We start from the raw sequence: 20,475 nt of genomic DNA, 5'->3' as shown, positions 1-20,475 counted from the left end.
CTTAATCCCCTCCGTCCCCTTTTTCGCATGGCCCACACATTGCCGGTCATAGGCTGGGCCGGTTCCAAGGCAGGTTGTCACCGCAGCACATTCGGGGGGATCCGGGATGGGTAGAAGTGGCACGGACCAGCAGAGCCGGCGGGTGCCGATGACCCGTGGGCTGGGATTGCGCTTTGCGTTGTTGACGGGCATGGCGATCGGGTTGGTCGCGTTGTCCGCGTTGATCCAGGAACTGCAGGCAGCCTCGACCGCCTGGATTGCCGGCCAGGGTACTGGTCACGAGGGCAGCAGGATGCAACCGCTGCGCTGAGCCGCTACCTGGCGCGTGGCCATGCCCAGGACCTGGATGACGCGCGCCAGGCGCTGCGGATTCCATTGGGCGATCTGCAGGCCCGGCTGGCGCTGGAACAGGCGGTACCGGACGAGGAAAAGGCCAGGCAGGGCTTCCTGCAGGGTGGCAACGCGCGCGCCGATATCCCGCGCCTGGTGTTCTCGTTCCGCTATGCACGCGACATCGGTGCATTCCGGGAAGCAACCACGCTGTGGCGACAGACCGACGATGATCTGTTGGCCGTGCAGCGGCTGGTTGCCGAGCTGCAGTCGGGGCACGCCCAAGGCGTGCTGCCAGCGGCGGACCGCGATCGGTACCTGCAACAACTGCGTGATCTGGACCGGCGGCTGCAGGTGCAGGCGCAGGCATTTTCGCAAGCGTTGCTGCGCATGGCCACGATGGTACGGATCGCCACGCTTGTGGTCGGCGGGTTGTCGGTGCTGGCGATCAGCCTGATGGCGGTGGCCCTCGCGCGCCGCGTCGGCAAGGACCTGACCGAGCATGAAAGCCGCTTCCGTGCGGCCTTCTACCAGGCCAACGTCGGCATGCTCAAGCTCGACACCGACGGCAAGGTGATCGAAGCCAACCAGGCGATGGCCGACATCCTCGACTACCGACGCGACGTGCTGCTGCAGATGTCGCTCGGCGATCTGTTGATGGAAGGCGAACTGGTCATCGATGGCGTCGGCCGCATCGACTGGGACCGGCAGCTGCGGCCGAGCGAACTGCGCTTCTGCCGCCGCGATGGCAGCCTGGTGTGGGGGCGCTGGAGTGGCACCGGTGTGCGCAGCGCGGGAGGTGGCCTGTCGGTGTTTGCGATCATCGAGGATGTCAGCCAGAACCATGCATTGGCACGTGAGATCGAGCATCACGCCAGCCACGATCCGCTGACCGGCCTGATCAACCGCCGCGAGATCGAGCGGCTGCTGGAGCGTGCGCTGCTGCAGGTACGCAGTGATGGCGGTACGCATGCGCTGTGCTACATCAACCTGGACCACTTCAAGCTGGTCAACGACAGCTTCGGCCATGCCGCCGGTGACCAGATGCTGCGCAGTTTCGCCGACTATCTGGTGGCGGCCGTGCGTGACGGTGACTGGGTCGGCCGCCTGGGCGCCGACGAGTTCGCCGTGTTCCTCGCCCATGCCGGGCAGGACGAAGCCAAGCGGGTGCTGCAGCGGGTGATCCGCAACCTGGGCCAGGCCACGTTTCCGATCAGCGAGGGCAGCCCGCAGCTGAGCTGCAGCATCGGCGTGGTCGAGGTCAGTGCAGATGCGCCGGACGTGAACTGGTTGATGAGTGCTGCCGACAGCGCCTGCTATGCCGCCAAGCAGGCCGGGCGCAACCGCGTGCACTGCTTCAATGAGAACCGCATGGCGCTGGAGGAGCGGCGGCAGGAGGCCGAGCGCCTGCAGGGCGTCAGCCTGGCGATGGCCGAGAATCGCATGCTGCTGTATGCGCAGCGCATCGCCCGCGTGGGCGATCCGTCCTACCTGCACTACGAGGTGCTGGTGCGCATGCGTGGTACCGATGGCAGTCTGCATCTGCCCGGCCAGTTCATGCCGGCGGTGGAGCGCTATGGCATGGCAGTGGCGCTGGACCGGCACGTGCTCGGGCTGCTGTTCCGCCACCTGCAGGTGTGCCCGGCGCACGTGCGCCAGCTGGGCCTGTGCAACGTCAACGTGTCCGCGCAGTCGATCGCCGAGCCGGGATTCCTCGCCTTCGTCTGCGACCTGCTCGAGCGCAACCGCGCGCTGGCCTCCAAGTTGTGCTTCGAGATCACCGAGACCGCGGCGATCAGCAACCTCAGCCAGGCCCGCGCCTTCATCGATGCGGTGAAGGCACGGGGGTGCCGGATGGCGCTGGATGACTTCGGCTCCGGCCTGTCTTCCTTCGGCTACCTGCGCCAGTTGCCGGCGGACATCCTGAAGATCGACGGCGCCTTCGTGCGCGACATGGATACCGACCCGGTCAGCCACGCCACGGTGCGCGCGATCAGCGAGCTCGGGCGCGAGCTGCAGATGGAAGTGGTGGCCGAGTGGGTGGAGACCGCCGAGGTTGCCGGTGCGCTGACCCGGCTTGGCGTGCAAGGGCTGCAGGGCTATGCCATCGAACGGCCGCAGCCGCTGGAGCGGCTGACCCTGGTCGATCTGCGCCCGGTACGGCTGGTCGCGGTGAAGGGGCCGCCGGCGGCTGGCTGAACCGCGGGCGCCGACTTTGGTCTACACATGCGCGGCGTGCCCGGCTGCGATAATGCGCGCCAGGGGCGGCGCGCAGTGGGCGCGGACGTAAGCAGGAACAGGACGTGGCGTGGGCGGCAGGCAGTGGCGGTATGGAACAGGAGCGGTGCTGGCCGTCCTGATGGTGTGGTTGGCGTTGCCGTGGCCGCTTCAGGCTGCAGAGGCCGTGTCGGGCCATGATTATCTCCTGGTCGGCGGCGCTACCGACGAGCCGACGCCGCACCGCGCATGCACGCCGCAGATGCTGTCCGGCGCCCGCCAGCAGGTGCTGGTACCGGCTCCGCCGCAGGGCTGGTCAGGGCAACCGCAGGCGCTGGACGTGTTCAACGTCTTCGCCGGTGAAGTGCGCGTCCAGCATGGCGACCGCGAGATCTGCGGCAACATGCACGATGCGCGCACCCGCGATTCACGTTTCCGGGCTGGCATCGGCCTGGTGGCCGTGCCGCCGGCCGGCAGCCATGAGCCGTTCCTGGTCTCCTGGCAGACACCGCTGAAGGCACGTTGGGTGCCGACCCTGCGGCTGGGCGCGCCCAGCCCGGTGCAGCAGAACGACACCGCCCGCCTGCTGGTGCGCGCGGCCTGCATCGCGGTGGCGATCGCGCTGGCGCTGTCGGCGTTGATGGCCTTCCTGACCACCCGGGACCGCAGTTTCCTGGTCTACATCGCCGGCACCACCGTGATGGTGCTGTGGCAGGCCATCCTCGGCGGGCTCAGCGGTTATCCGGAACCCTGGCTGCCGGTGGGCGAGCACGGCGCCTGGTGGCTGCTGGCGCTGACCGCTGCGACCCAGGCACTGGTGCTGCCGGCGCTGTGGCGGCTGAACGGAGGCGACCGCGTGCTGCCTCGATCGCGCCCGGCCCAACTGGCGGTGTTGTGGACCCTGATGGCGCTGGCCGTGCTGGTGCCGTGGCTGCGCTCGGAGCATCTGGCCTGGGTCGCGAAGGGCTTGCAGGTGTCCTATCTGTCCGGATGTGGCCTGGCACTGATGGTCGGCGTCTGGGCACGCTGGCGCGGCGACCGTTGGGCACAGGCGGGTCTGGCCGCGCTGGCACCGATGCTGGTACTGATCATCGCCGATGCCTGTGGTGCTGCGTGGCTGCTGGAATACCGGGTGGAGGCGCTGCAGCTGGCGGTGACCTGGCTGTTGATGATGGCCGCCTATGCGTTGAACCAGCGGCTGGGCCGGCTGCGCCAGCAGCGTGATGAACTTCGCCAGCTGGCCGAGACCGATGGCCTGACCGGGCTTCCCAACCGTCGCGCCGGACTGCAGCAGCTGGCCCGCCATCTGGAACGGGTGGACCGTGAGCGCGGCCCGTTGGTGATCGGCTTCCTCGACATCGACCTGTTCAAGGACATCAACGACCGCCACGGCCACGCAGTGGGCGACCAGGTGCTGGTGGCGGTGGCGCGTGCCCTGCGCGCGGCGGTGCGCAGCCAGGACGAAGTGGTGCGGATGGGCGGCGAAGAGTTCCTGCTGCTGATGCCCGGCATGCCGCGCGAGGCGGCGTCGGCACGGCTGGACCGCCTGCGCCAGCGCATCACCGAGGCTGGCCAGGCCCTGCAGGTGCCGGGGCTGGAGGTGACCGCCAGCATCGGCCTGGCGCAGTGGCGACCGGGCGAGGACGATCTGGCCGGGCTGCTGCGGCGCGCCGACCATGCCATGTACGTGGCAAAGCGGGCGGGCCGCAACCGGGTCTTCGACGGTGAGGAGCTCGATCCGCCCGCCCTGGCATGAAGCGCAGCGGGCGGCGATGCCGGATAATGCGCCGATGACCACCCGACTCAACAAACATATCGCCGACACCGGCTTCTGCTCCCGCCGCGAGGCCGATCGCCTGATCGCCGCGCGCCGCGTTACCGTCAACGGCCATCCGGCCGGTACCGGCGCGGTGGTGGGCGAGGAAGACCAGGTGCTGGTCGACGGCCAGCCGCTGCGCGCCCGCGTGGCACGCAAGCCCGGCGCCCGCCGCCACGTCTACATCGCACTGAACAAGCCGGTAGGCGTCACCTGCACGACCGAAACTTCGGTCAAGGGCAACATCGTCGACTTCGTCGGCCACGAACAGCGCATCTTCCCGATCGGCCGCCTGGACAAGGAATCCGAGGGGTTGATCCTGATGACCAGCAACGGCGACATCGTCAACCAGATCCTGCGCGCCGAAAATGGCCACCAGAAGGAATACCTGGTGGCGGTGAACAAGCCGGTCACCGATGAGTTCCTGCGCGGCATGGCGCGCGGCGTGCGCATCCACGACCAGATGACGCTGCCGTGCAAGACCTCGCGCATCGCCAAGTTCGGCTTCCGTATCACCCTGCAGCAGGGCCTGAACCGGCAGATCCGCCTGATGGCCGCCGAATTCGGCTATCGCGTGACCCAGTTGCGCCGCGTGCGCATCGACAACATCAAGATCGGCGCGCTGAAGCCGGGCCAGTGGCGCAACCTGACCGAGCAGGAACTGCAGGGCCTGCTGCCGAAGCAGCTGGACTGGTAACGCGCGGTAGTGCCGGCCGCTGGCCGGCTGCTCCAGGCATCGAATGCGCGCGGGATGCCGGCCAGCGGCCGGCACTACCCGTTGTGCGGATTACGCGCCGGCATCAGCTAGACTTTGCAGTGACCTGCCGGAACGTGACGCTGCATGATCAAGCCCGACAAGCCTGCCAACGAAGCCCTTCGGCTCCAGGCGCTGTACCGCTACCGGATCCTTGATTCGCAGCGCGAGAAGTCATTCGACGACCTGGTGGCGATCGCCAAGGCGGTCTGCGGTACCTCGATGGCAGCGGTGACCCTGATTGACGTCGAACGGCAATGGTTCAAGTCGATCCAGGGCATCGACGCGGCGGAAAACCTGCGCAGCGAATCGATGTGTGGCCACGCCATCCTGCAGCCGCACGAAATCATGGTGGTCGAGGATGCGTTGCAGGACATCCGCTTCCATGACAACCCGGTGGTGACCGGCGACCCGCACATCCGCTTCTACGCCGGTGCGCCGCTGATCAGTTCCGATGGCCTGCCGCTGGGTACGCTGTGCGTGTTCGATGCACAGCCGCAGCACCTGCCCAGCGACAAGGCCGAGGCGCTGGCCGCGCTGTCACGGCAGGTGATGCTGGTGATGGAGCTGCGTCGTTTCGCGCTCGACATCCAGAAGCACATGCTGGAACGCGATGACTACGAGCGCCTGCTGTCGGAGTACCAGGACGTGCTGCTGGCGCAGAATGCCGACCTGGCCGAACAGAGCCGAACCGATGCGCTGACCGGCCTGCCCAACCGCCGCGCGATGGCAGCGGCACTGCAAGAGGCGGTGGCGGAGATCGATGGGCAGCCGGGAGTAGCCTGCGTGGCCCTGCTGGACATCGATCATTTCAAGCACATCAATGACTTCCAGGGCCACGCCACCGGCGACCGGGTACTGGCTGAGCTGGGCGTGCTGCTGCGTTCGCATTTTGCCGGCCGTGGTATGGCCGCGCGCTATGGCGGCGAGGAGTTCGTGGCGGTGATGCCGGGCACTGATCTGCGCACGGCCGAACTGCAATGCGAGTTCCTGCGCCTGGCCGTGGCGGATCTGCCGCTGGGATTCCCGGTCACGATCAGCATTGGTGTGGCCCAGCACCAGCCCGGTGAAAGCGTGGATGAGATGCTGGCGCGCGCCGACAAGGCGCTGTACCGGGCCAAGGGCAACGGTCGCAACCGGGTGGAGCTGGCGGGCTGAAACACGGCGGTTCGCGCGTTGAACGCATGCGACGCGTGGATGACTCGATGCCGCTCCAGTAGATCCACGCCATGCGTGGATGCTCTTCCCGTTTCACTTGGCGTCGCAGCTCCTGCGATCAGAACCGGCCAGCATGACGTCCCTGTTTCCACGGATACCAGCCATGCTGCAGACCCTGGCCATCGCCCACTATCGCTCGCTGCACGGGCTGGTACTGCCGCTGCAGCCGTTGAACGTGGTCACCGGTGACAACGGCAGTGGCAAATCCAGCCTGTACCGCGCGCTGCGCCTGCTGGCGGAAACCGCCCAGGGCGGCGTCGCGGCGGTGCTGGCCCGCGAAGGCGGGCTTGGTTCGGCGCTGTGGGCCGGCCCCGAATCCATCGATCGCCGGGTTGCGGCCGGCGAGATCCCGCTGCAGGGCGGACCCCGGCAGGCGTCAGTGGGGCTGAAGCTGGGATTCACCACCGACGAGTTCGGCTATGCCATCGACCTGGGCTACCCGCCACCCAGCCGTTCCGCGTTTGCGCTGGATCCGCAGATCAAGGCGGAGGCGATCTGGGCCGGGCCGTTCCTGCGCAGCGCCAACCTGCTGGTCGATCGCCGTGGGGCAATGGTGCGCCAACGCCATGCGCACGGCTGGGATCTCGTGGATGACCGGTTGTCGCTGTTCGACAGCCTGTTCACCCAGGTCGGCGATCCGCAGCGCATGCCGGAAACCATCGCCCTGCATGAGTACATCCGTCGCTGGCGCTTCTACGATCATTTCCGCAGCGACGCCGATGCCCCGGCGCGACAACCGGCGATGGCAACGCGCACGCCGGTGCTGCATCACGACGGGCGGGATCTGGCGGCGGCCTGGGTGACCATTCTCGAGATCGGAGATCCGGTTGCGTTGGCACGCAGTGTCGATGATGCCTTCCCCGGCGCCACGGTCGGCTTCGAAGAGCTGGACGGTCGACTGGCCCTGCGATTCCACCAGCCCGGGCTGCTGCGGCCGTTGTCGATGGCCGAATTGTCTGACGGTACCCTGCGATTCCTGCTGCTGGCCGCGGCACTGCACACGCCGCGGCCACCGCCGCTGCTGGTGCTGAACGAGCCGGAGACCAGCCTGCATCCGGACCTGCTGCCGGCGCTGGCGCGGCTGATCATCGCCGCCAGTGCGCGCAGCCAGGTGTGGGTGGTGTCACACGCCAGCCGGCTGATCGCGGCGTTGGAGCAGGCGCCGGGCTGCCACTCGCTGCATCTGCACAAGGAGCAGGGCCGCACGCTGCTGAGCGGGCAGGGCCTGCTGGATGCGCCGGCCTGGCATTGGCCGCAGCGTTGAGACATCGATCCGGATCCGGTAGATCCACGCCATGCGGGGATGCACTCAATCGGCGATGTTGCGTGCTTCGGCCGTGCCAAGGATCTCCGGGTGCTGCACCGGCTTGCGGCGGTTCAGCAGCGGATGCAGGAACACCGCGCCGACAATGATTGCCACGCCCAGGTAGAACCACGGCGTGACCTCGTGCTGCTCGCGCAGCAGCACCACCGCCAGCACCACCGCATAGACCGGCTCCAGGTTGGTCACCAACTGCACCGTATAGGCGCTCAGGTGGCGCAGTGCGACCAGGGCCAGGGCGAACGGCAGCAGCGTGCAGAACCCGGCCAGCACCAGCAGCAGGATGCCGTCATGCAGATTCGGGACCACCCACAGCGGGCTGGCCAGTGCTGGCAGCAGGTAGGGCATCAGCGGTGCCAGCAGGGTCAGGGTGAGGGTGCCGGCACCCAGCTCCAGGGCGGTGACCGTGAGCGGATCGGCGTGGCTGACCATGCGCTTGTTGAGCGAGCCGAACACCGCCACCAGCAGCGCCGATATCGCCCCGATCAAGACACCCAGGCGCATGCCGTCGGGCACGCCACCGACCACCAGCGCAACACCCGGCAGCACCGCCAGGCCGAACGCCAGTTCACGTAGCTGGAACGGCCGCTTGGCTACCCAGGGTTCGATGATCGAGGTGAACACCGGCGCCAGTGCAATGCAGGTGGCGGCCACCGAGGCATTGGCCAGTTTCACCGCGCCGTAGAAGGTCAGCCAATGCAGGGCGACCAGCGCACCGATGCCGGCGTAACCGGCCACCAGCCGCAGGGGCAGGGTGCGCAGCCCGCGCCAGACCCGCGGCAGCAGGGCCAGCATCGCCGTCACCAGCAGCATGCGCCACCACACCAGCGGCAATGCGGGCAGGGTGATCAGCTTGCCGAGGATGGCGGTGACGCCCCACAGCAGGACACAGAAGTGGATCTGCCACAGCGCTTTGCGGGTGTCGGGTGTGCTCATCCGCCTATTGTGAGGCAAGGCGAACGTCGCAGCGCTACCCGCGTGTGGGATCGCTGCCCTGGTCAACCCGCCGCTGCAGTGCCATCGCCGCCGCCGGGTTGCGTGCCTTGCCCGCGCCGATGCACAACAGGTAGACCTCGCGCGGGGTTTCCGGAGCTGGCGCGGCCAGGCAGGGCAGGTCATCCACTGGTTCACCGCGTGACCAGCGGCGTGCGCGTTCGGCCCAGCGCTGCTGCACGGGCGCCGGCAGGCCCTCGTTCAAGCGGGCCTGGCTGCGCTTGATTCGCGCATAGACGAAGCCGGCACTGACATCGCCGTGCAATGGCGCCTCGTCGCTGTCCTCGATCACCAGCGCCACGCCGTGGCGGCGGGCGGCGTCGACCAGTGCCGGGCCATGTGCCTCGGCGTTGCGGACCTCCAGCGCATGCTGCAGCGGCACCCCGTCCAGATGCTTCGGCAGCTGTGCCATCAGCCGTTCCAGTGCTTCGGCGTCGGCCGGATGCCGTGGATCGAACTGCCACAGCAGCGGGCCCAGCCGGTCACCGAGCGCGGTCGCCGCCTGCAGGAAGGGCGCGGCCGCCTCGACCGTGCTGGACAGGTCGCGGCGCTGCACCAGGTAGCGTGGCGCCTTCATCGAGAACCGGAAGCCTTCCGGCGTCTGTGCGGCCCACTGCGCGCACTGCGCCGCGGTGGGCGTGCGGTAGAAGGTGCCGTTGATTTCGATGCAACGCAGGGCACGGCTGGCATGGGCCAGTTCTTCACGCTGCGGCAGGCCCACGGGGTAGAAAACGCCGCCGCGCCATTCGGGAAACACCCAGCCACCGATGCCGCAGCGGATCGCTCCGGCGGTCACTGGCCGTGGTCCGCGCGCCACGGGTCGTAGCTGCCGAACCACCACAGGTAGCCTTCCGGGTCGGCGCAGGCATAGCCACGGCCGCCGTAGTCCTGGTCGGCGATGTCGATGACGATTCGGGCACCGGCGGCCTTGGCCCGGGCGTAGTGCGCGTCGGCATCGGCGACGATCACGCAGGCACTCTGCGTCTGGCGGCCGCCGACCTCATCAGGCATCGCCGCATGCTCGCTCCACGCGCTCTGGTTGCTGGCCGAGCCCAGCATGATCATGCCGGTGCCGAAGGTCAGCTGCGCATGGAACACCGTATCGCCATCGGCGTAGACGGCCTGGGCATGGAAGCCGAAGGCGCGCTGCAGCCAGTCGATGGCAGCCTGCGCATCGCGGTAGCGCAGGCACGGAATGATGGTGGAGCCGCTGCTCGGTTGGCCGTTCCCGCCCATGACACCCCTCCTATGGCACAGGGCAGGGTGCAACGCAGAACGTTACCATCCCGCGAAACCCCGGTGACGGCCTGCACATGGCCGCCACCCCTGTTCGGAGATCGTGCTGGATGAAACCCTGGATTGGAGGAGCCGTGCTGCTGGCGTGCACGACCATGGCGAGCGCTGCCACCCCGGCGCAGCTGCAGGAGCTGGATGCAACCGTCGAGCGCGTGCGCGCGCAGTTCGACGTGCCCGGTATTGCGGTGGCGGTGGTCAAGGATGGCGAGGTGGTGCTGGAGCGCGGCTGGGGCGTGCGCGAGCAGGGCAAGCCGGAACCGGTGCAGGCCGATACGCTGTTTGCCATTGCGTCCAACACCAAGGCGTTCACCGCCACCTCGCTGAACCTGCTGGCCGAGGACGGCAAGCTGAAGATGGACGACAAGGTGATCGACCACCTGCCGTCGTTCCGCATGTCCGATCCGTTCGTGACCGGCCAGATGACCATCCGCGACCTGCTGTCGCATCGCAGCGGACTGAGCCTGGGCGCCGGTGACCTGTTGTTCTGGCCGACCACCTCCTACAGCAATGCCGAAGTGGTGGAGCGGCTGGGCAAGGTGCCGCTGAAGGGTGGATTCCGCGAGGGCTATGCGTACGACAACATCCTGTACGCGGTCGCCCAGCAGGTGATCGAGCATGTTTCCGGCATGAGTTACCAGCAGTTCCTGCAGACCCGCATCTTCGACAAGGTGGGCATGGCCGGCACGCGCTACAACGCCGATCACCTGAAGCCGGGCGACAAGGCCGCGGTCGGCCACGCCAAGTACGATTTCAAGGACCTGCGCACCGTCGCGCCGCTGACCTGGTCGAACAATGCCGGCGCCGGCGGCATCTATTCCAGCGCGCACGACATGGCGCGCTGGATGCAGGTGCAGCTGGCCGAAGGCAAACTGGCCGACGGCACGCCGTTGTTCTCCGAGAAGAGCCAGCAGCAGATGTGGCGGATGATCACGCCGCAGTCGATCCCGGCGCCGAGCGTGCCGGAGCTGGCACCGGCTCGGGCCAACTTCGCCGGCTATGGCGAAGGTTGGAGCCTGAGCGACTACCGCGGGCAGAAGCTGGTCTGGCACACCGGTGGCTGGCCGGGCATGGTTTCGCGGCTGACCCTGGTACCGGGCGAGAAACTGGGCGTGGTGGTGCTGACCAATCAGGAAGTGGGCGCGGCGTTCAATGCGATCACCCTGAGTGTGCTCGATGCCTACCTGGGCGGTGAAAAGCATGACTGGGTGGACGCCTATGCCAAGGCCGTGGCCAAGGGACAGGACAAGGCCGACGAGGCGTGGGCCAAGCACCAGAGCGCGCGCGACAAGGGCAGCAGGCCGTCGCTGGCGCTGGCCGGCTACACAGGCATGTTCCGCGACCGCTGGTATGGCGACATGCAGGTCAGTGCCGAGGGCAAGGGACTGCGCCTGCGCTTTGCCAAGACCGCGCAGCTGAGCGGACGCCTGGAGCACTGGCAGCACGACACCTTCATCGTGCGCTGGGACGACCGTTCGCTCAACGCCGACGCGTTCGTGAACTTCAGCCTGGACCCGGACGGCAAGGTGCGCGAGGTGCGCATGCAGCCGATTTCCGACCTGACCGATTTCAGTTTCGATTTCCAGGACCTGCTGTTCACCCCAGTGAAATGACGCCGCCGGGCGTGGCCCGGCGCTGACGTTTGACGAATCCGATGGGTAGTGCCGGCCGCTGGCCGGCAACCTCATGATCCCCGGATGCGTCGCAAGGGTGCCGGCCAGCGGCCGGCACGACCGCAGCCGCAGCGATCGTCGGCCGGCGTACACATGCGGCATGGGATACTCCGCCAGCTAAAGATGGCGAGGGAATGCGATGTTCCGTTGGTTTGAATCCCTGATTCCGGTGTTCCCGCCCGTGGACGGGCGGATGCCTCCGCGCAAGGTGCTGCCGTTCTACCTGCACTACCTGCGCCCGGTGTGGCCGGTGCTGCTGGCCACGCTCATCGCCGGCCTGCTGCTGGCGCTGGTGGAAGTGGCGATGTTCGATTACCTGGGCCGCATCGTCGACATGGTCGCCGAGCAGCCCGGTGCCGACTTCTTCAAGCGCCATGCCAACGACCTGGGCTGGATGCTGTTCATCACGGTCATCGCGCGTCCGATCCTGGTCGGCCTGCACAACCTGCTGGTCAACCAGGCCATCGTGCCCGGCCTGAGCAACCGCTCGCGCTGGTTGATGCACAACTATGTGGTGCGGCAGAGCCTGAGCTTCTTCCAGAACGACTTCGCCGGCAGCGTCGCCAACCGGGTGATGCAGACCGGTACCTCGCTGCGCGAGTCGGCGGTGCAGATGGTCGATTCGCTCTGGTACATCGTGGTCTATACCGGCACCGCGCTGTACCTGTTCGCGCAGGCCGACTGGCGGCTGATGGTGCCGCTGATCCTGTGGCTGCTGGCCTATGCGGTGATCATGGTCTACTTCGTGCCGCGCGCGAAGGAACGGGCCTGGATTGCGTCCGAAGCGCGTTCCAAGGCGATGGGCCGCATCGTCGATGGCTACACCAACATTCCCACGCTGAAGCTGTTCGCCCATGGCGGGCGCGAGCAGGCCTACGTGGCCGAGTCGATCCAGGAGCTGGCGGTCAAGCACCGCGCGCAGACCCGGGTGACCACCGGCATGGACCTGACCATCGCCATCGTCAACGGTTTCCTGATCGCCGGTACCTGTGGGCTGGCGCTGTGGCTGTGGAATGGCGGCCACATCACCGTCGGTGCGATCACGCTGGCGACCGGCCTGGTGATCCGCATCCACAACATGTCCGGCTGGATCATGTGGACCATCAACGGCATCTTCGAGGACATCGGCACGGTGCAGGATGGCATCACCACCATCGCCCAGCCGCTGACCGTGCAGGACCGCGAGGATGCAGTGCCGTTGCAGGTGACCCGTGGCGGCGTGCATTTCCAGGACATCCACTTCCACTACGGCAAGAAGGGTGGCGTGATCGCAGGCCTGGACCTGGTGGTGAAGCCGGGCGAGAAGATCGGCCTGGTCGGTCCTTCGGGGGCCGGCAAGTCGACCCTGGTCAATGTGCTGCTGCGCCTGTACGACCTGGAAAGCGGCCGCATCCTGATCGACGGCCAGGACATTGCCTACGTCACCCAGGAAAGCCTGCGCCAGCAGATCGGTGTGGTCACCCAGGACACCTCGCTGCTGCACCGCTCGATCCGCGACAACCTGCTGTACGGCCGTCCAGACGCGACCGATGAGCAGCTGCGCGCTGCGGTGGCCAAGGCACGTGCCGAAGCCTTCATCGATACGCTGGTGGACGGGCAGGGGCGTCGTGGCTACGACGCACATGTCGGCGAGCGCGGTGTGAAGCTGTCCGGTGGCCAGCGCCAACGCATCGCCATTGCCCGCGTGCTGCTGAAGGACGCACCGATCCTGGTGCTGGACGAAGCAACCTCGGCACTGGACTCGGAAGTGGAAGCGGCGATCCAGGACAGCCTGGATGAGCTGATGGGCGGCAAGACGGTGATCGCGATCGCGCACCGGCTGTCGACCATCGCGCGCATGGACCGGTTGGTGGTGATGGACCAGGGACGAATCGTGGAGACCGGCAGCCATGCCGAGCTGATTGCGGCCGGTGGCCTGTACGCACGGTTGTGGGCGCGGCAGACCGGTGGATTTGTTGCTGCCGATCAATGATCGCTTCGGGGTCGGATCCCTTTCCGCAGGAAAGGGCTCTGACGCCAGCGTGTTTCCGGAGACCTGCATGATCCGCCCCCTGCGTTCCCTGTTGCTGGCACTCAGCCTGGTTGCCACGGTTGCCACGGCTGCGCCGGCACCCATGGACGGCGACCAGCTCAAGCAGGTCGTCCTGCTCAGCCGTCACAACCTGCGCGCGCCGGTGGTGGCCTCCGGCGCGCTGGCCAATGCGACGCCCGAGGCCTGGCCGCGCTGGGAGGTGGCACCGGGCGAGCTGACTACCAAGGGAGGCGTGCTGGAGGTCTACATGGGCCGCTACATCGCCCAGTGGCTGCGCCAGGCGCAGCTGTTGCCGGTGTCGGGTTGCCCGCAGGAGGATGACTTCCACGCGTACGCCAACAGCCTGCAGCGCACCCAGGCCACCGCGCAGTTCTTCGTTGCCGGTGCTTTCCCGGGCTGCCATATTGCGGTCGAACAGCGCATGCCGCTGGGCTCGATGGATCCGTTGTTCGATCCGGTGATCCGCCGCGACGACGCGGCATTCCGCACGCGCGCGCTGGAGTCAATGCAGCGAGCGCTGGCCGCAGTGGACCTGGCACCGGCTTTGTCCGTGGTGGAGGAGATCACCCGCTATCCGCAGTCGGCGGCATGCAAGGGGCACAGCGACTGCCATCTGGCGCTGGCCGATACCACCTTCAGTACGGAACCGGGCAAGGAGCCTCGCGCGTCCGGATCACTGGCGCTGGCCAGCGGGCTGGTCGATGCCTTGTTGATGGAGCACTACCAGGGCAGTGGCATCCCCCGCGAAGGCTGGGGCCGGTTGACCACCGAGGCGCAATGGCAGGCGCTGGCGCAGATCCGCAACCGCTACCAGGACATCCTGTTCGGAACGCCCGAGGTGGCGCGGGATGTGGCCGCTCCGCTGCTGACAAGAGTGAATGCGTTGTTCGACGACCCGGCGTCGCCGAAGGTGACCCTGCTGGTCGGTCACGATTCCAATATCGGTTCCGTGCTGGCGGCGTTGGGAATCAGCGACTACAGCCTGCCGGGGCAGTACGAGAAGACACCGATCGGTGGCCTGCTGCAGTTCGAACGCTGGCGTGATCGCCACAGCGGGGTGGAACGGATCCGCCTGGCCTACGTCTACCCGACCACCGCGCAGCTGCGCGATGCGCTGCCGCTGGCCAACGCGCAGCCGCCGGGCCGCGTCGTGCTGCGTGTGCCGGGGTGCGCGGCTCAGGGGTGCACCGTCGCCGAGTTCCAGCGCGTGCTGCATCCGAAAGCCCGCTGAGGCGCGCTGCTAACGCAGCGGCGTGCGCACGATGCCCTGCGTGGCCATCAGCGTAAGGTCGCCGCCCAGCCGTGGCGAGTGGAACGGGCCGCGTGCATGCGCGGCGTCGAACACGCCGCCGTCAGGTGAGCGCAGGCGGTAGAACTCGACCCAGCCGCTGGCCTGCAGGGGCAACTGGGCAACGCCGGTGTGCTGGTTGAACCATGCAGGGTCCTTGCTGCCTTCGATGACGCGGCGGGCAAGGCGGTCAATTGCATGGTCCTTGCTGGCATACCAGTCCTGGCCGCGCAGCCGCGCCAGCTCGGCCATCATCACCAGTGGCGCCAATGCGTAGTCGTGATAGTGCAGGGCCCGTTGCCCGCGGGCCATCTCCAGCGGCAGGCTGCCATCGTCCTGGATGTCATCGATGCCCTTCTGGAACGCGGCGTGGCCGGCCTGCCACAGGGCGTCGTCGTCGGTGGCCAGTCCGGTGGCCAGCACGCCCAGCCCGCCCCAGTAGTAGTGGTTGTTGCGGCGCCGTTTCGGATTGTCCCAGTACGCCAGATTGGCCCGTGCCAGCTTCTGCAGCCACGGATCGATACGCGCACGCTGCTGCGGGTTGGCCTGGTCATGCACTTTCAGGTAGGCCATTGCTACCGCATCGAGCATCCACTGCCGCATGTAGAACGACTGATCGTTGTTGACCCGGATCATCTGCCCGAGCATGGCGCCGTCGTCGGCCCACGCACCCAACCAGCTCAGCGTGCACTGTGCCGCTGCCGGGTCACCGTTGCGCAGGTAGTCATCGCTCATGCGCGCCACGTCGGCGGCATAGCGGTCCAGCGGTGCAGTGGCGTCCTTGTTCTGCTGGTTCAGTACCGGGTCGATGATCGAGCCGACTTTGTCGGTGTAGTAGCCAAGCGCGCGGATGTCCAGCTGGCCGGGCGGCGGCGCGGGGCAGGCGGCGAAGGCACCCGCACTGGCCAGCAGCGTGGGCAGCAGGGCGAGGCGCAAGGGGAGAGACATTGGAAACCGGCGGAAGGGGGAATCCGGCGAACGATGCGCCTGGCCATGTTGCCGGCATGTGATGCGGAGATGGTCTGGCGATCCCCCACAAACAGATCGGCCCGGGTTTCCCCGGGCCGCTCCGCTTCAACTCACACCACCCCGATCACTCGATCGGCTGGTCCAGCATCAGCTGGCGTGCGAAACGCACCGGCGGTGCGCCGTAGGACAGTACCTGGTCGTGGTACGCCTTCAGGTTGAACTTGTCGCCCAGCTTCTCCTGCACCGCCTTGCGGGTGTCGAAGTGTTCCTGCGCACCGACGAAGTAGGTCGGTAGCTGTGCCGAGGTCAGCTGTGCACGCACCCACTTGCCCGCCGCTTCGCTTTCCTGCTGGAACGCGTCGTGGGTCATCAGGTGCATTGCCTTCTCGCGATCCCAGTTGTCCACGTGCACGCCCTGGTCGAGGATCGCGTTGGAGATCGTGCGCAGGTAGAACTTCAGCTGCACCAGGTGGAACAGCGGGTCGTTGTTGAGGTAGCCCTGCTCCTGCATCATGCGCTCGGTGTAGACCGCCCAGCCTTCGGCGAACAGGCCTGAACGCAGCACCGCACGCAGGGTGGAGGGGAACTTGGCCGAATGCCAGCCTTCCAGGTAGTGGCCCGGGGTGCCTTCGTGGATGCTCAGCAGGTGGATCATGCGCGAGTTGTACTCACGCAGGAACGAGTCGACCTGCTTGTCGTTCCAGTCGTCCGGAATCGGCGACACGGCGTAGAAGGTCTTCAGGTTCTTGTCCAGCGGACCCGGTGAATCACAGTAGGCCACGGCCACGCCACGCTGGAATTCCGGCATCAGGATGATGTCCACCGGCGCGTCGGGCAGCGTCATCAGATCGTGCTCGCGCACGAACGCGGTGGACTGCTCCAGTGCGGCCTTGGCATCGTCGACGACCTTGTCGCGTGCCGGCTTGTCGGCGTAGGCCAGCTCCAGCGCAGCTTCAATGGCCTTCTGCTGCTGCTCGTCGGTCGGCTGGGCCGGCATCTCCGGCGCACCCGGCTTGTCCTTCAGCACGGTCTGCGCGATGCCGTACATGTCTTCGCGCACGCGCTTGAGTTCGGCGCGTGCACGCTCACCGATCTCCTGGCGCGACAGCGAGGAGCTCAGCGCGAACTTCAGCTTCTGGTCGTACTTTTCCGCACCGATGCGGAAGTCGCCCTTGGCATTCGGCACCAGGGTCTTGTCCAGCCAGGTCTGCTGCTCGTCCACCGCCTTCTTCAGGCCGTCGATGGCGGCCTGCAGACGCTGCTGGTCGGCCTGCGGCAGTTCACCGATGTGGGGGGTGATGAAGGTATCGACGATGCTGAGGATGCCCTTGTTCTGCTTGGCCACCGTCTCGGCATGGATCTTCGGCACGCGCGCCGGATCCAGGTTCTCGCGGGCCTGGGCGAAGATCGCCGGCAGCTTTTCCATGCGCGCGGTGGCCGACTTCAGGCGCTCCGGGAGCGGCGCGAACTCGCGCGCCATCAGGCCGTAGATCGCGCTGCCGGCGATGCCGTTGTACAGCTGCGGGTCCCACTTGCCGGACTGCAGCACTTCGGCGTTCCATATTTCCGACTGCAGCTGGTTGCGCAGGATCGCTGCGTCCACCTGGTTCTCGCGGCCCAGCTTGGCCACCTCGATCTTGTCCAGCTCGCCCAGCAGCGCCTTGTAGGCGGCCAGGGTCTTCTGCTGGCCGGCGGCACTGAGGTCGTCCAGCTCGCTGTCGTAGCGGTGGTCACCGATCTGGGTAGCGCTGACCGGCGACAGCTGCATCCAGGTGTCCAGGGCGCGCTTGGACAGGTCGGCGAAGGCGGCATCGACCGCCGCGTCACCGGCCTGCTGGCTGGTGGCCGGGGTGGAAGCGTTGGTCGGGGCGTCGGCCGGCTGGCAACCGGCCAGCGCGGCGACCAGGGCGAGGGCAAGAAGATGCGGGCGCATCGGCGTTCCTGTACAGGGTCAAACCCTGAGCATAGGGCCGCGTGGCTGCTTTGTCCCCGTGCCATAGGATTACCATGGGCGCAGACAAGGACCCTCCAAAGGAGCGCAGAACATGGAATACCAGGGAAGCTGCCATTGCGGCAGGATCGCATTCACCGTACAGGCCGGGGCGCCGATCAGCGACGTCATCGACTGCAACTGCTCGATGTGCCGCCGCCGTGGCAGCCTGCTGTGGTTCGCCCCGCGCGAAGCGTTCCAGCTGAGCACCGATCCGGCGGACGTGGCCACCTACCACTTCAACAAGGCCCACATCGACCATCACCATTGCCGCGAATGCGGCATTGCCCCCTACAGCGAGGCGGTGGATCCACGCAGCGGTATGCCGATGGTGGCGGTGAACGTGCGCTGCGTGCCTGCAGTGGATCTGGCCACGCTGGCGGTGACCTCCTACGACGGGGCCGCACTGTGAGGCCGGTGCGCGCGTGGACGTGCATGGCAGCAATGCCGGTGCTGCTGCTGGCGCTGGGCGCCTGCGCCAAGCAGGGCGACATGGCGGCGGATGCGGGCGCCACGGCGGCCGAGGCTGCCATCGCTTCACCGGAAGGCGCATTCCTCGCCTACGAACACGACGTGCAGGTGCAACTGGAAGCGGCGCAGATCGCACCGCGCATCCAGCAGGTGGCACAGGCCTGCCAGAGCGCGAAGTTCGGTGACTGCGCGGTGCTGCAGGTAGACCAGCGCAGCGGCGAGCAGCCCAGCGGCGAGGTCAAGGTGCGGATTGCACCGAAGGGCACCGAGCCGTTGATCGCGTTGGCCGGTGAGGGCGGCACGCTGCAGTCGCGCAACACGCGTGCCGAGGACCTCGCGCAGGCCGTGGCCGACACCGCGCTGACCAAGGCGCGGCTGGAGAAGGAACACGCGCGGCTGCTGGCCTACCAGGACCGCAAGGACCTGAAGATCGAGGACCTGATGGCGATCACCACGCGGCTGTCCGAGATCGAGGCGGGTGTCGAGCAGGCCAGCAAGGATGCCGCGCAGCAGCGCCGGCGCATCGATACCCAGCTGGTGACGATCCATTTCGATACCACGTCCGGCCAGCGCAGCCGCAGCGAGATCGGCGAGGCGCTGAGCGAGTCGGGCAGCATCCTCAGCACCAGCGTTGCGTTCCTGATCCGAGCCGTTGCCGCGCTGCTGCCGGTGGCGGTGCTGGCCTTGATCGCGGCCTGGGGTGTGCGGGCATGGTGGCGCCGCCGCCGTCGCAAGCTGCCGCCCAACCTCTGAGATGGGGGCTGATGCCGGCAGCCCGCCGGCATCAGCCCTCGTCGGTCTCGTACTCGACGAACACATCCAGCTCCAGCGCCAGTTCCTGCACTGCGTCGCGCACCTTCTGCGCGGTGCTTTCATTGCCGACTTCCACTTCCAGCTCATGGATGCCCGGGCCGATGTCGTCGGACAGCCCGGCCGAGCTGGAATCGTCGTCGTCCATGTGCGGCATCAGATCGTCGGTTTCCTCGACATGCTCGATGCCCTCCAGGCCGAGCAGCAGGTCGCTGATGGCACGGGCGTCGTCTTCAGTTCCGGTGATGCGCAGTCGCAGCATGGCCATGGCGTAGGTACGTTGTGGAGTTGCCTGCAGCCTAGCCAGCGCCGGGCAAAGAACGGGTGAGGGTGCAGTCAGGCGCGTGTGGCCGGGCGTCCGAGCAGGCTGTCCGGCAATGCGGGAATCGGTGTGCGTTCGTCCTGCGCCTGCTCCAGCAGCCAGTCGATGAACAGGCGTGCGGCCGGGCTGGGCGGTTGTCCTTCGGCATGCACTACGTGATACGCATAGCGCGCCTTCAGTGCCGGGCCGGGCAGGCGCACCACCTCGTAGCGCTGCAGATAGGGCTGGGCGATGTGGGTTCGCGCCAGCACCGCGCCCATGCCATACACCGCTGCACGCATCGCATCGGTGCTGTCGGCGAAGGTGTGCATGGGCGGCAGCGGCGACGGCGTGCGCACGCCGGCGTGGCGGAACCAGTCGCGCCAGCCCTGCGGCGACAGGTCGGTGAGCAGCGGCAGGTCGGCGATGCGCGCCGGATCGACCAGCGTTTCGACGCCGGCCAGTGCCGGTGAGGCGACCGGGAACAGGTAGTCATCCATCAGGTGCTGCGCACGCAGGCCGGGCCATTGGCCCAGGCCGTAGCGGATGCCCACTTCCGGGCCGTTGTCGTCATAGCGATCCAGCCCGCTGCCGGTATGCAGTTCGATGCGGATGTGCGGGTAGGCCTGGGTGAAGCGCGGCAGCCGTGGCAGCAGCCAGCAGTAGGACAGCGAGCGCAGCGTGGTGATCCGCAGCGGCACGCTGTCGGCATCCGGCTGCAGGTGATGGGCGACGGCCGCGACATCGGTGAAGGCGGCGCTGGCGGCGTCGGCCAGTTGCCGGCCCTCGGCAGTCAGGCGCACGCCACGCGCGTGGCGCAGGAACAGGCGCACCTCGAGCACCTCTTCCAGGCGGCGCACGTGGTGGCTGACCGCGCTGGCGGTCAGGTGCAGCTCCTGCGCGGCCTGGGCGAAGTTCTGGTGGCGCGCGGCGACCGCGAACACGGCCAGTGCGGGTAGCAGGGAAGGGCGTAGCAGCATGTCGAGCCTCAAACCATAT

General features: G+C 67.4%; 16 protein-coding genes and 1 pseudogene. 10 read left to right on the top strand and 7 right to left on the bottom strand.

Annotated features, from left to right (window positions below):
* Positions 1–106: 106 nt before the first annotated feature.
* The 5 genes and pseudogenes from AC5P7E_RS09280 to AC5P7E_RS09260 all read left to right on the top strand — a co-directional run bounded on the left by AC5P7E_RS09280 (position 107) and on the right by AC5P7E_RS09260 (position 7,599).
* Positions 107–2,529, top strand: a pseudogene (locus AC5P7E_RS09280) (putative bifunctional diguanylate cyclase/phosphodiesterase).
* 109 nt (positions 2,530–2,638) lie between these two features.
* The gene (locus AC5P7E_RS09275; RefSeq protein WP_087803328.1) at positions 2,639–4,303 is read left to right on the top strand and encodes a sensor domain-containing diguanylate cyclase; all 1,665 of its coding nucleotides are present in this window, start codon (positions 2,639–2,641) and stop codon (positions 4,301–4,303) included.
* Positions 4,304–4,337: 34 nt separating this feature from the next.
* Positions 4,338–5,060, top strand: a complete 723-nt coding sequence (locus AC5P7E_RS09270) for a pseudouridine synthase (protein WP_005408708.1) — start codon at positions 4,338–4,340, stop codon at positions 5,058–5,060.
* A 144-nt stretch (positions 5,061–5,204) separates the two neighbouring features.
* Complete coding sequence (locus AC5P7E_RS09265) at positions 5,205–6,275, top strand: sensor domain-containing diguanylate cyclase (RefSeq protein WP_087803326.1); 1,071 nt, start codon at positions 5,205–5,207, stop codon at positions 6,273–6,275.
* Positions 6,276–6,438: 163 nt separating this feature from the next.
* Positions 6,439–7,599 (top strand): AAA family ATPase, encoded by a 1,161-nt coding sequence (locus tag AC5P7E_RS09260; RefSeq protein ID WP_329761612.1) that lies wholly within the window; start codon positions 6,439–6,441, stop codon positions 7,597–7,599.
* Between the two features lie 45 nt (positions 7,600–7,644).
* On the opposite strand, the gene AC5P7E_RS09255 is transcribed toward AC5P7E_RS09260, so the two are convergent.
* Genes AC5P7E_RS09255 through AC5P7E_RS09245 form a run of 3 tightly spaced genes read right to left on the bottom strand, consistent with a single transcriptional unit; the run spans position 7,645 to position 9,885 of the window.
* On the bottom strand, positions 7,645–8,592 hold the full coding sequence (locus AC5P7E_RS09255) for a DMT family transporter (RefSeq protein ID WP_012479593.1): 948 nt from the start codon (positions 8,590–8,592) through the stop codon (positions 7,645–7,647).
* A gap of 34 nt (positions 8,593–8,626) precedes the next feature.
* Positions 8,627–9,445, bottom strand: coding sequence for a DUF72 domain-containing protein (locus AC5P7E_RS09250; protein WP_062607480.1), 819 nt, complete (start codon positions 9,443–9,445; stop codon positions 8,627–8,629).
* Positions 9,442–9,885: a VOC family protein gene (locus AC5P7E_RS09245; RefSeq protein ID WP_087803324.1), complete on the bottom strand. Its 444-nt coding sequence runs from the start codon at positions 9,883–9,885 to the stop codon at positions 9,442–9,444. The genes AC5P7E_RS09250 and AC5P7E_RS09245 overlap by 4 nt, the downstream gene beginning before the upstream one ends.
* A 110-nt stretch (positions 9,886–9,995) precedes the next feature.
* On the opposite strand from AC5P7E_RS09245, the gene AC5P7E_RS09240 reads away from it, so the two are divergent.
* From AC5P7E_RS09240 to agp, 3 genes are all read left to right on the top strand, one after another.
* A complete protein-coding gene (locus AC5P7E_RS09240) occupies positions 9,996–11,555 on the top strand; it encodes a serine hydrolase (protein ID WP_043034840.1) in 1,560 nt (519 codons plus the stop codon).
* A gap of 199 nt (positions 11,556–11,754) precedes the next feature.
* The gene (gene smrA / locus AC5P7E_RS09235) at positions 11,755–13,587 is read left to right on the top strand and encodes a multidrug efflux ABC transporter SmrA (RefSeq protein ID WP_049454688.1); all 1,833 of its coding nucleotides are present in this window, start codon (positions 11,755–11,757) and stop codon (positions 13,585–13,587) included.
* Positions 13,588–13,654: 67 nt separating this feature from the next.
* Positions 13,655–14,878 carry a bifunctional glucose-1-phosphatase/inositol phosphatase gene (gene agp, locus AC5P7E_RS09230; RefSeq protein WP_111173844.1) on the top strand — a complete coding sequence of 408 codons (1,224 nt, stop codon included), beginning with the start codon at positions 13,655–13,657 and terminating at the stop codon, positions 14,876–14,878.
* A gap of 9 nt (positions 14,879–14,887) precedes the next feature.
* Here the strand turns inward: agp and AC5P7E_RS09225 are convergent, their stop codons facing one another.
* Positions 14,888–15,883, bottom strand: coding sequence for a polysaccharide lyase (locus AC5P7E_RS09225; RefSeq protein WP_099527836.1), 996 nt, complete (start codon positions 15,881–15,883; stop codon positions 14,888–14,890).
* A 145-nt stretch (positions 15,884–16,028) separates the two neighbouring features.
* Positions 16,029–17,837, bottom strand: a complete 1,809-nt coding sequence (locus AC5P7E_RS09220; protein ID WP_005408718.1) for a DUF885 domain-containing protein — start codon at positions 17,835–17,837, stop codon at positions 16,029–16,031.
* 112 nt (positions 17,838–17,949) lie between these two features.
* On the opposite strand from AC5P7E_RS09220, the gene AC5P7E_RS09215 reads away from it, so the two are divergent.
* Both AC5P7E_RS09215 and AC5P7E_RS09210 read left to right on the top strand, forming a co-directional pair.
* A complete protein-coding gene (locus AC5P7E_RS09215; protein ID WP_012479600.1) occupies positions 17,950–18,306 on the top strand; it encodes a GFA family protein in 357 nt (118 codons plus the stop codon).
* A 23-nt stretch (positions 18,307–18,329) separates the two neighbouring features.
* A complete protein-coding gene (locus AC5P7E_RS09210) occupies positions 18,330–19,118 on the top strand; it encodes a DUF4349 domain-containing protein (RefSeq protein ID WP_005412726.1) in 789 nt (262 codons plus the stop codon).
* Positions 19,119–19,149: 31 nt separating this feature from the next.
* On the opposite strand, the gene AC5P7E_RS09205 is transcribed toward AC5P7E_RS09210, so the two are convergent.
* Complete coding sequence (locus AC5P7E_RS09205; RefSeq protein ID WP_005408721.1) at positions 19,150–19,443, bottom strand: hypothetical protein; 294 nt, start codon at positions 19,441–19,443, stop codon at positions 19,150–19,152.
* 68 nt (positions 19,444–19,511) lie between these two features.
* Positions 19,512–20,456: a LysR substrate-binding domain-containing protein gene (locus tag AC5P7E_RS09200; RefSeq protein ID WP_005408722.1), complete on the bottom strand. Its 945-nt coding sequence runs from the start codon at positions 20,454–20,456 to the stop codon at positions 19,512–19,514.
* Between the last annotated feature and the right edge of the window lie 19 nt (positions 20,457–20,475).

Source organism: Stenotrophomonas sp. YJH_SMC_25 (assembly GCF_059369595.1).
This window is presented reverse-complemented; position numbering and strand designations above follow the sequence as displayed.

Excerpts from the sequence above, each read along its gene's own strand:
- AC5P7E_RS09270 (WP_005408708.1), top strand. The coding sequence starts at position 4,338 with ATGACCACCCGACTCAACAAACATATCGCCGACACCGGCTTCTGCTCC.
- AC5P7E_RS09265 (WP_087803326.1), top strand. The coding sequence starts at position 5,205 with ATGATCAAGCCCGACAAGCCTGCCAACGAAGCCCTTCGGCTCCAGGCG.
- AC5P7E_RS09260 (WP_329761612.1), top strand. The coding sequence starts at position 6,439 with ATGCTGCAGACCCTGGCCATCGCCCACTATCGCTCGCTGCACGGGCTG.
- AC5P7E_RS09255 (WP_012479593.1), bottom strand. The coding sequence starts at position 8,592 with ATGAGCACACCCGACACCCGCAAAGCGCTGTGGCAGATCCACTTCTGT.
- AC5P7E_RS09245 (WP_087803324.1), bottom strand. The coding sequence starts at position 9,885 with ATGGGCGGGAACGGCCAACCGAGCAGCGGCTCCACCATCATTCCGTGC.
- AC5P7E_RS09240 (WP_043034840.1), top strand. The coding sequence starts at position 9,996 with ATGAAACCCTGGATTGGAGGAGCCGTGCTGCTGGCGTGCACGACCATG.
- smrA (WP_049454688.1), top strand. The coding sequence starts at position 11,755 with ATGTTCCGTTGGTTTGAATCCCTGATTCCGGTGTTCCCGCCCGTGGAC.
- agp (WP_111173844.1), top strand. The coding sequence starts at position 13,655 with ATGATCCGCCCCCTGCGTTCCCTGTTGCTGGCACTCAGCCTGGTTGCC.
- AC5P7E_RS09225 (WP_099527836.1), bottom strand. The coding sequence starts at position 15,883 with ATGTCTCTCCCCTTGCGCCTCGCCCTGCTGCCCACGCTGCTGGCCAGT.
- AC5P7E_RS09220 (WP_005408718.1), bottom strand. The coding sequence starts at position 17,837 with ATGCGCCCGCATCTTCTTGCCCTCGCCCTGGTCGCCGCGCTGGCCGGT.
- AC5P7E_RS09215 (WP_012479600.1), top strand. The coding sequence starts at position 17,950 with ATGGAATACCAGGGAAGCTGCCATTGCGGCAGGATCGCATTCACCGTA.
- AC5P7E_RS09210 (WP_005412726.1), top strand. The coding sequence starts at position 18,330 with ATGGCAGCAATGCCGGTGCTGCTGCTGGCGCTGGGCGCCTGCGCCAAG.
- AC5P7E_RS09205 (WP_005408721.1), bottom strand. The coding sequence starts at position 19,443 with ATGGCCATGCTGCGACTGCGCATCACCGGAACTGAAGACGACGCCCGT.
- AC5P7E_RS09200 (WP_005408722.1), bottom strand. The coding sequence starts at position 20,456 with ATGCTGCTACGCCCTTCCCTGCTACCCGCACTGGCCGTGTTCGCGGTC.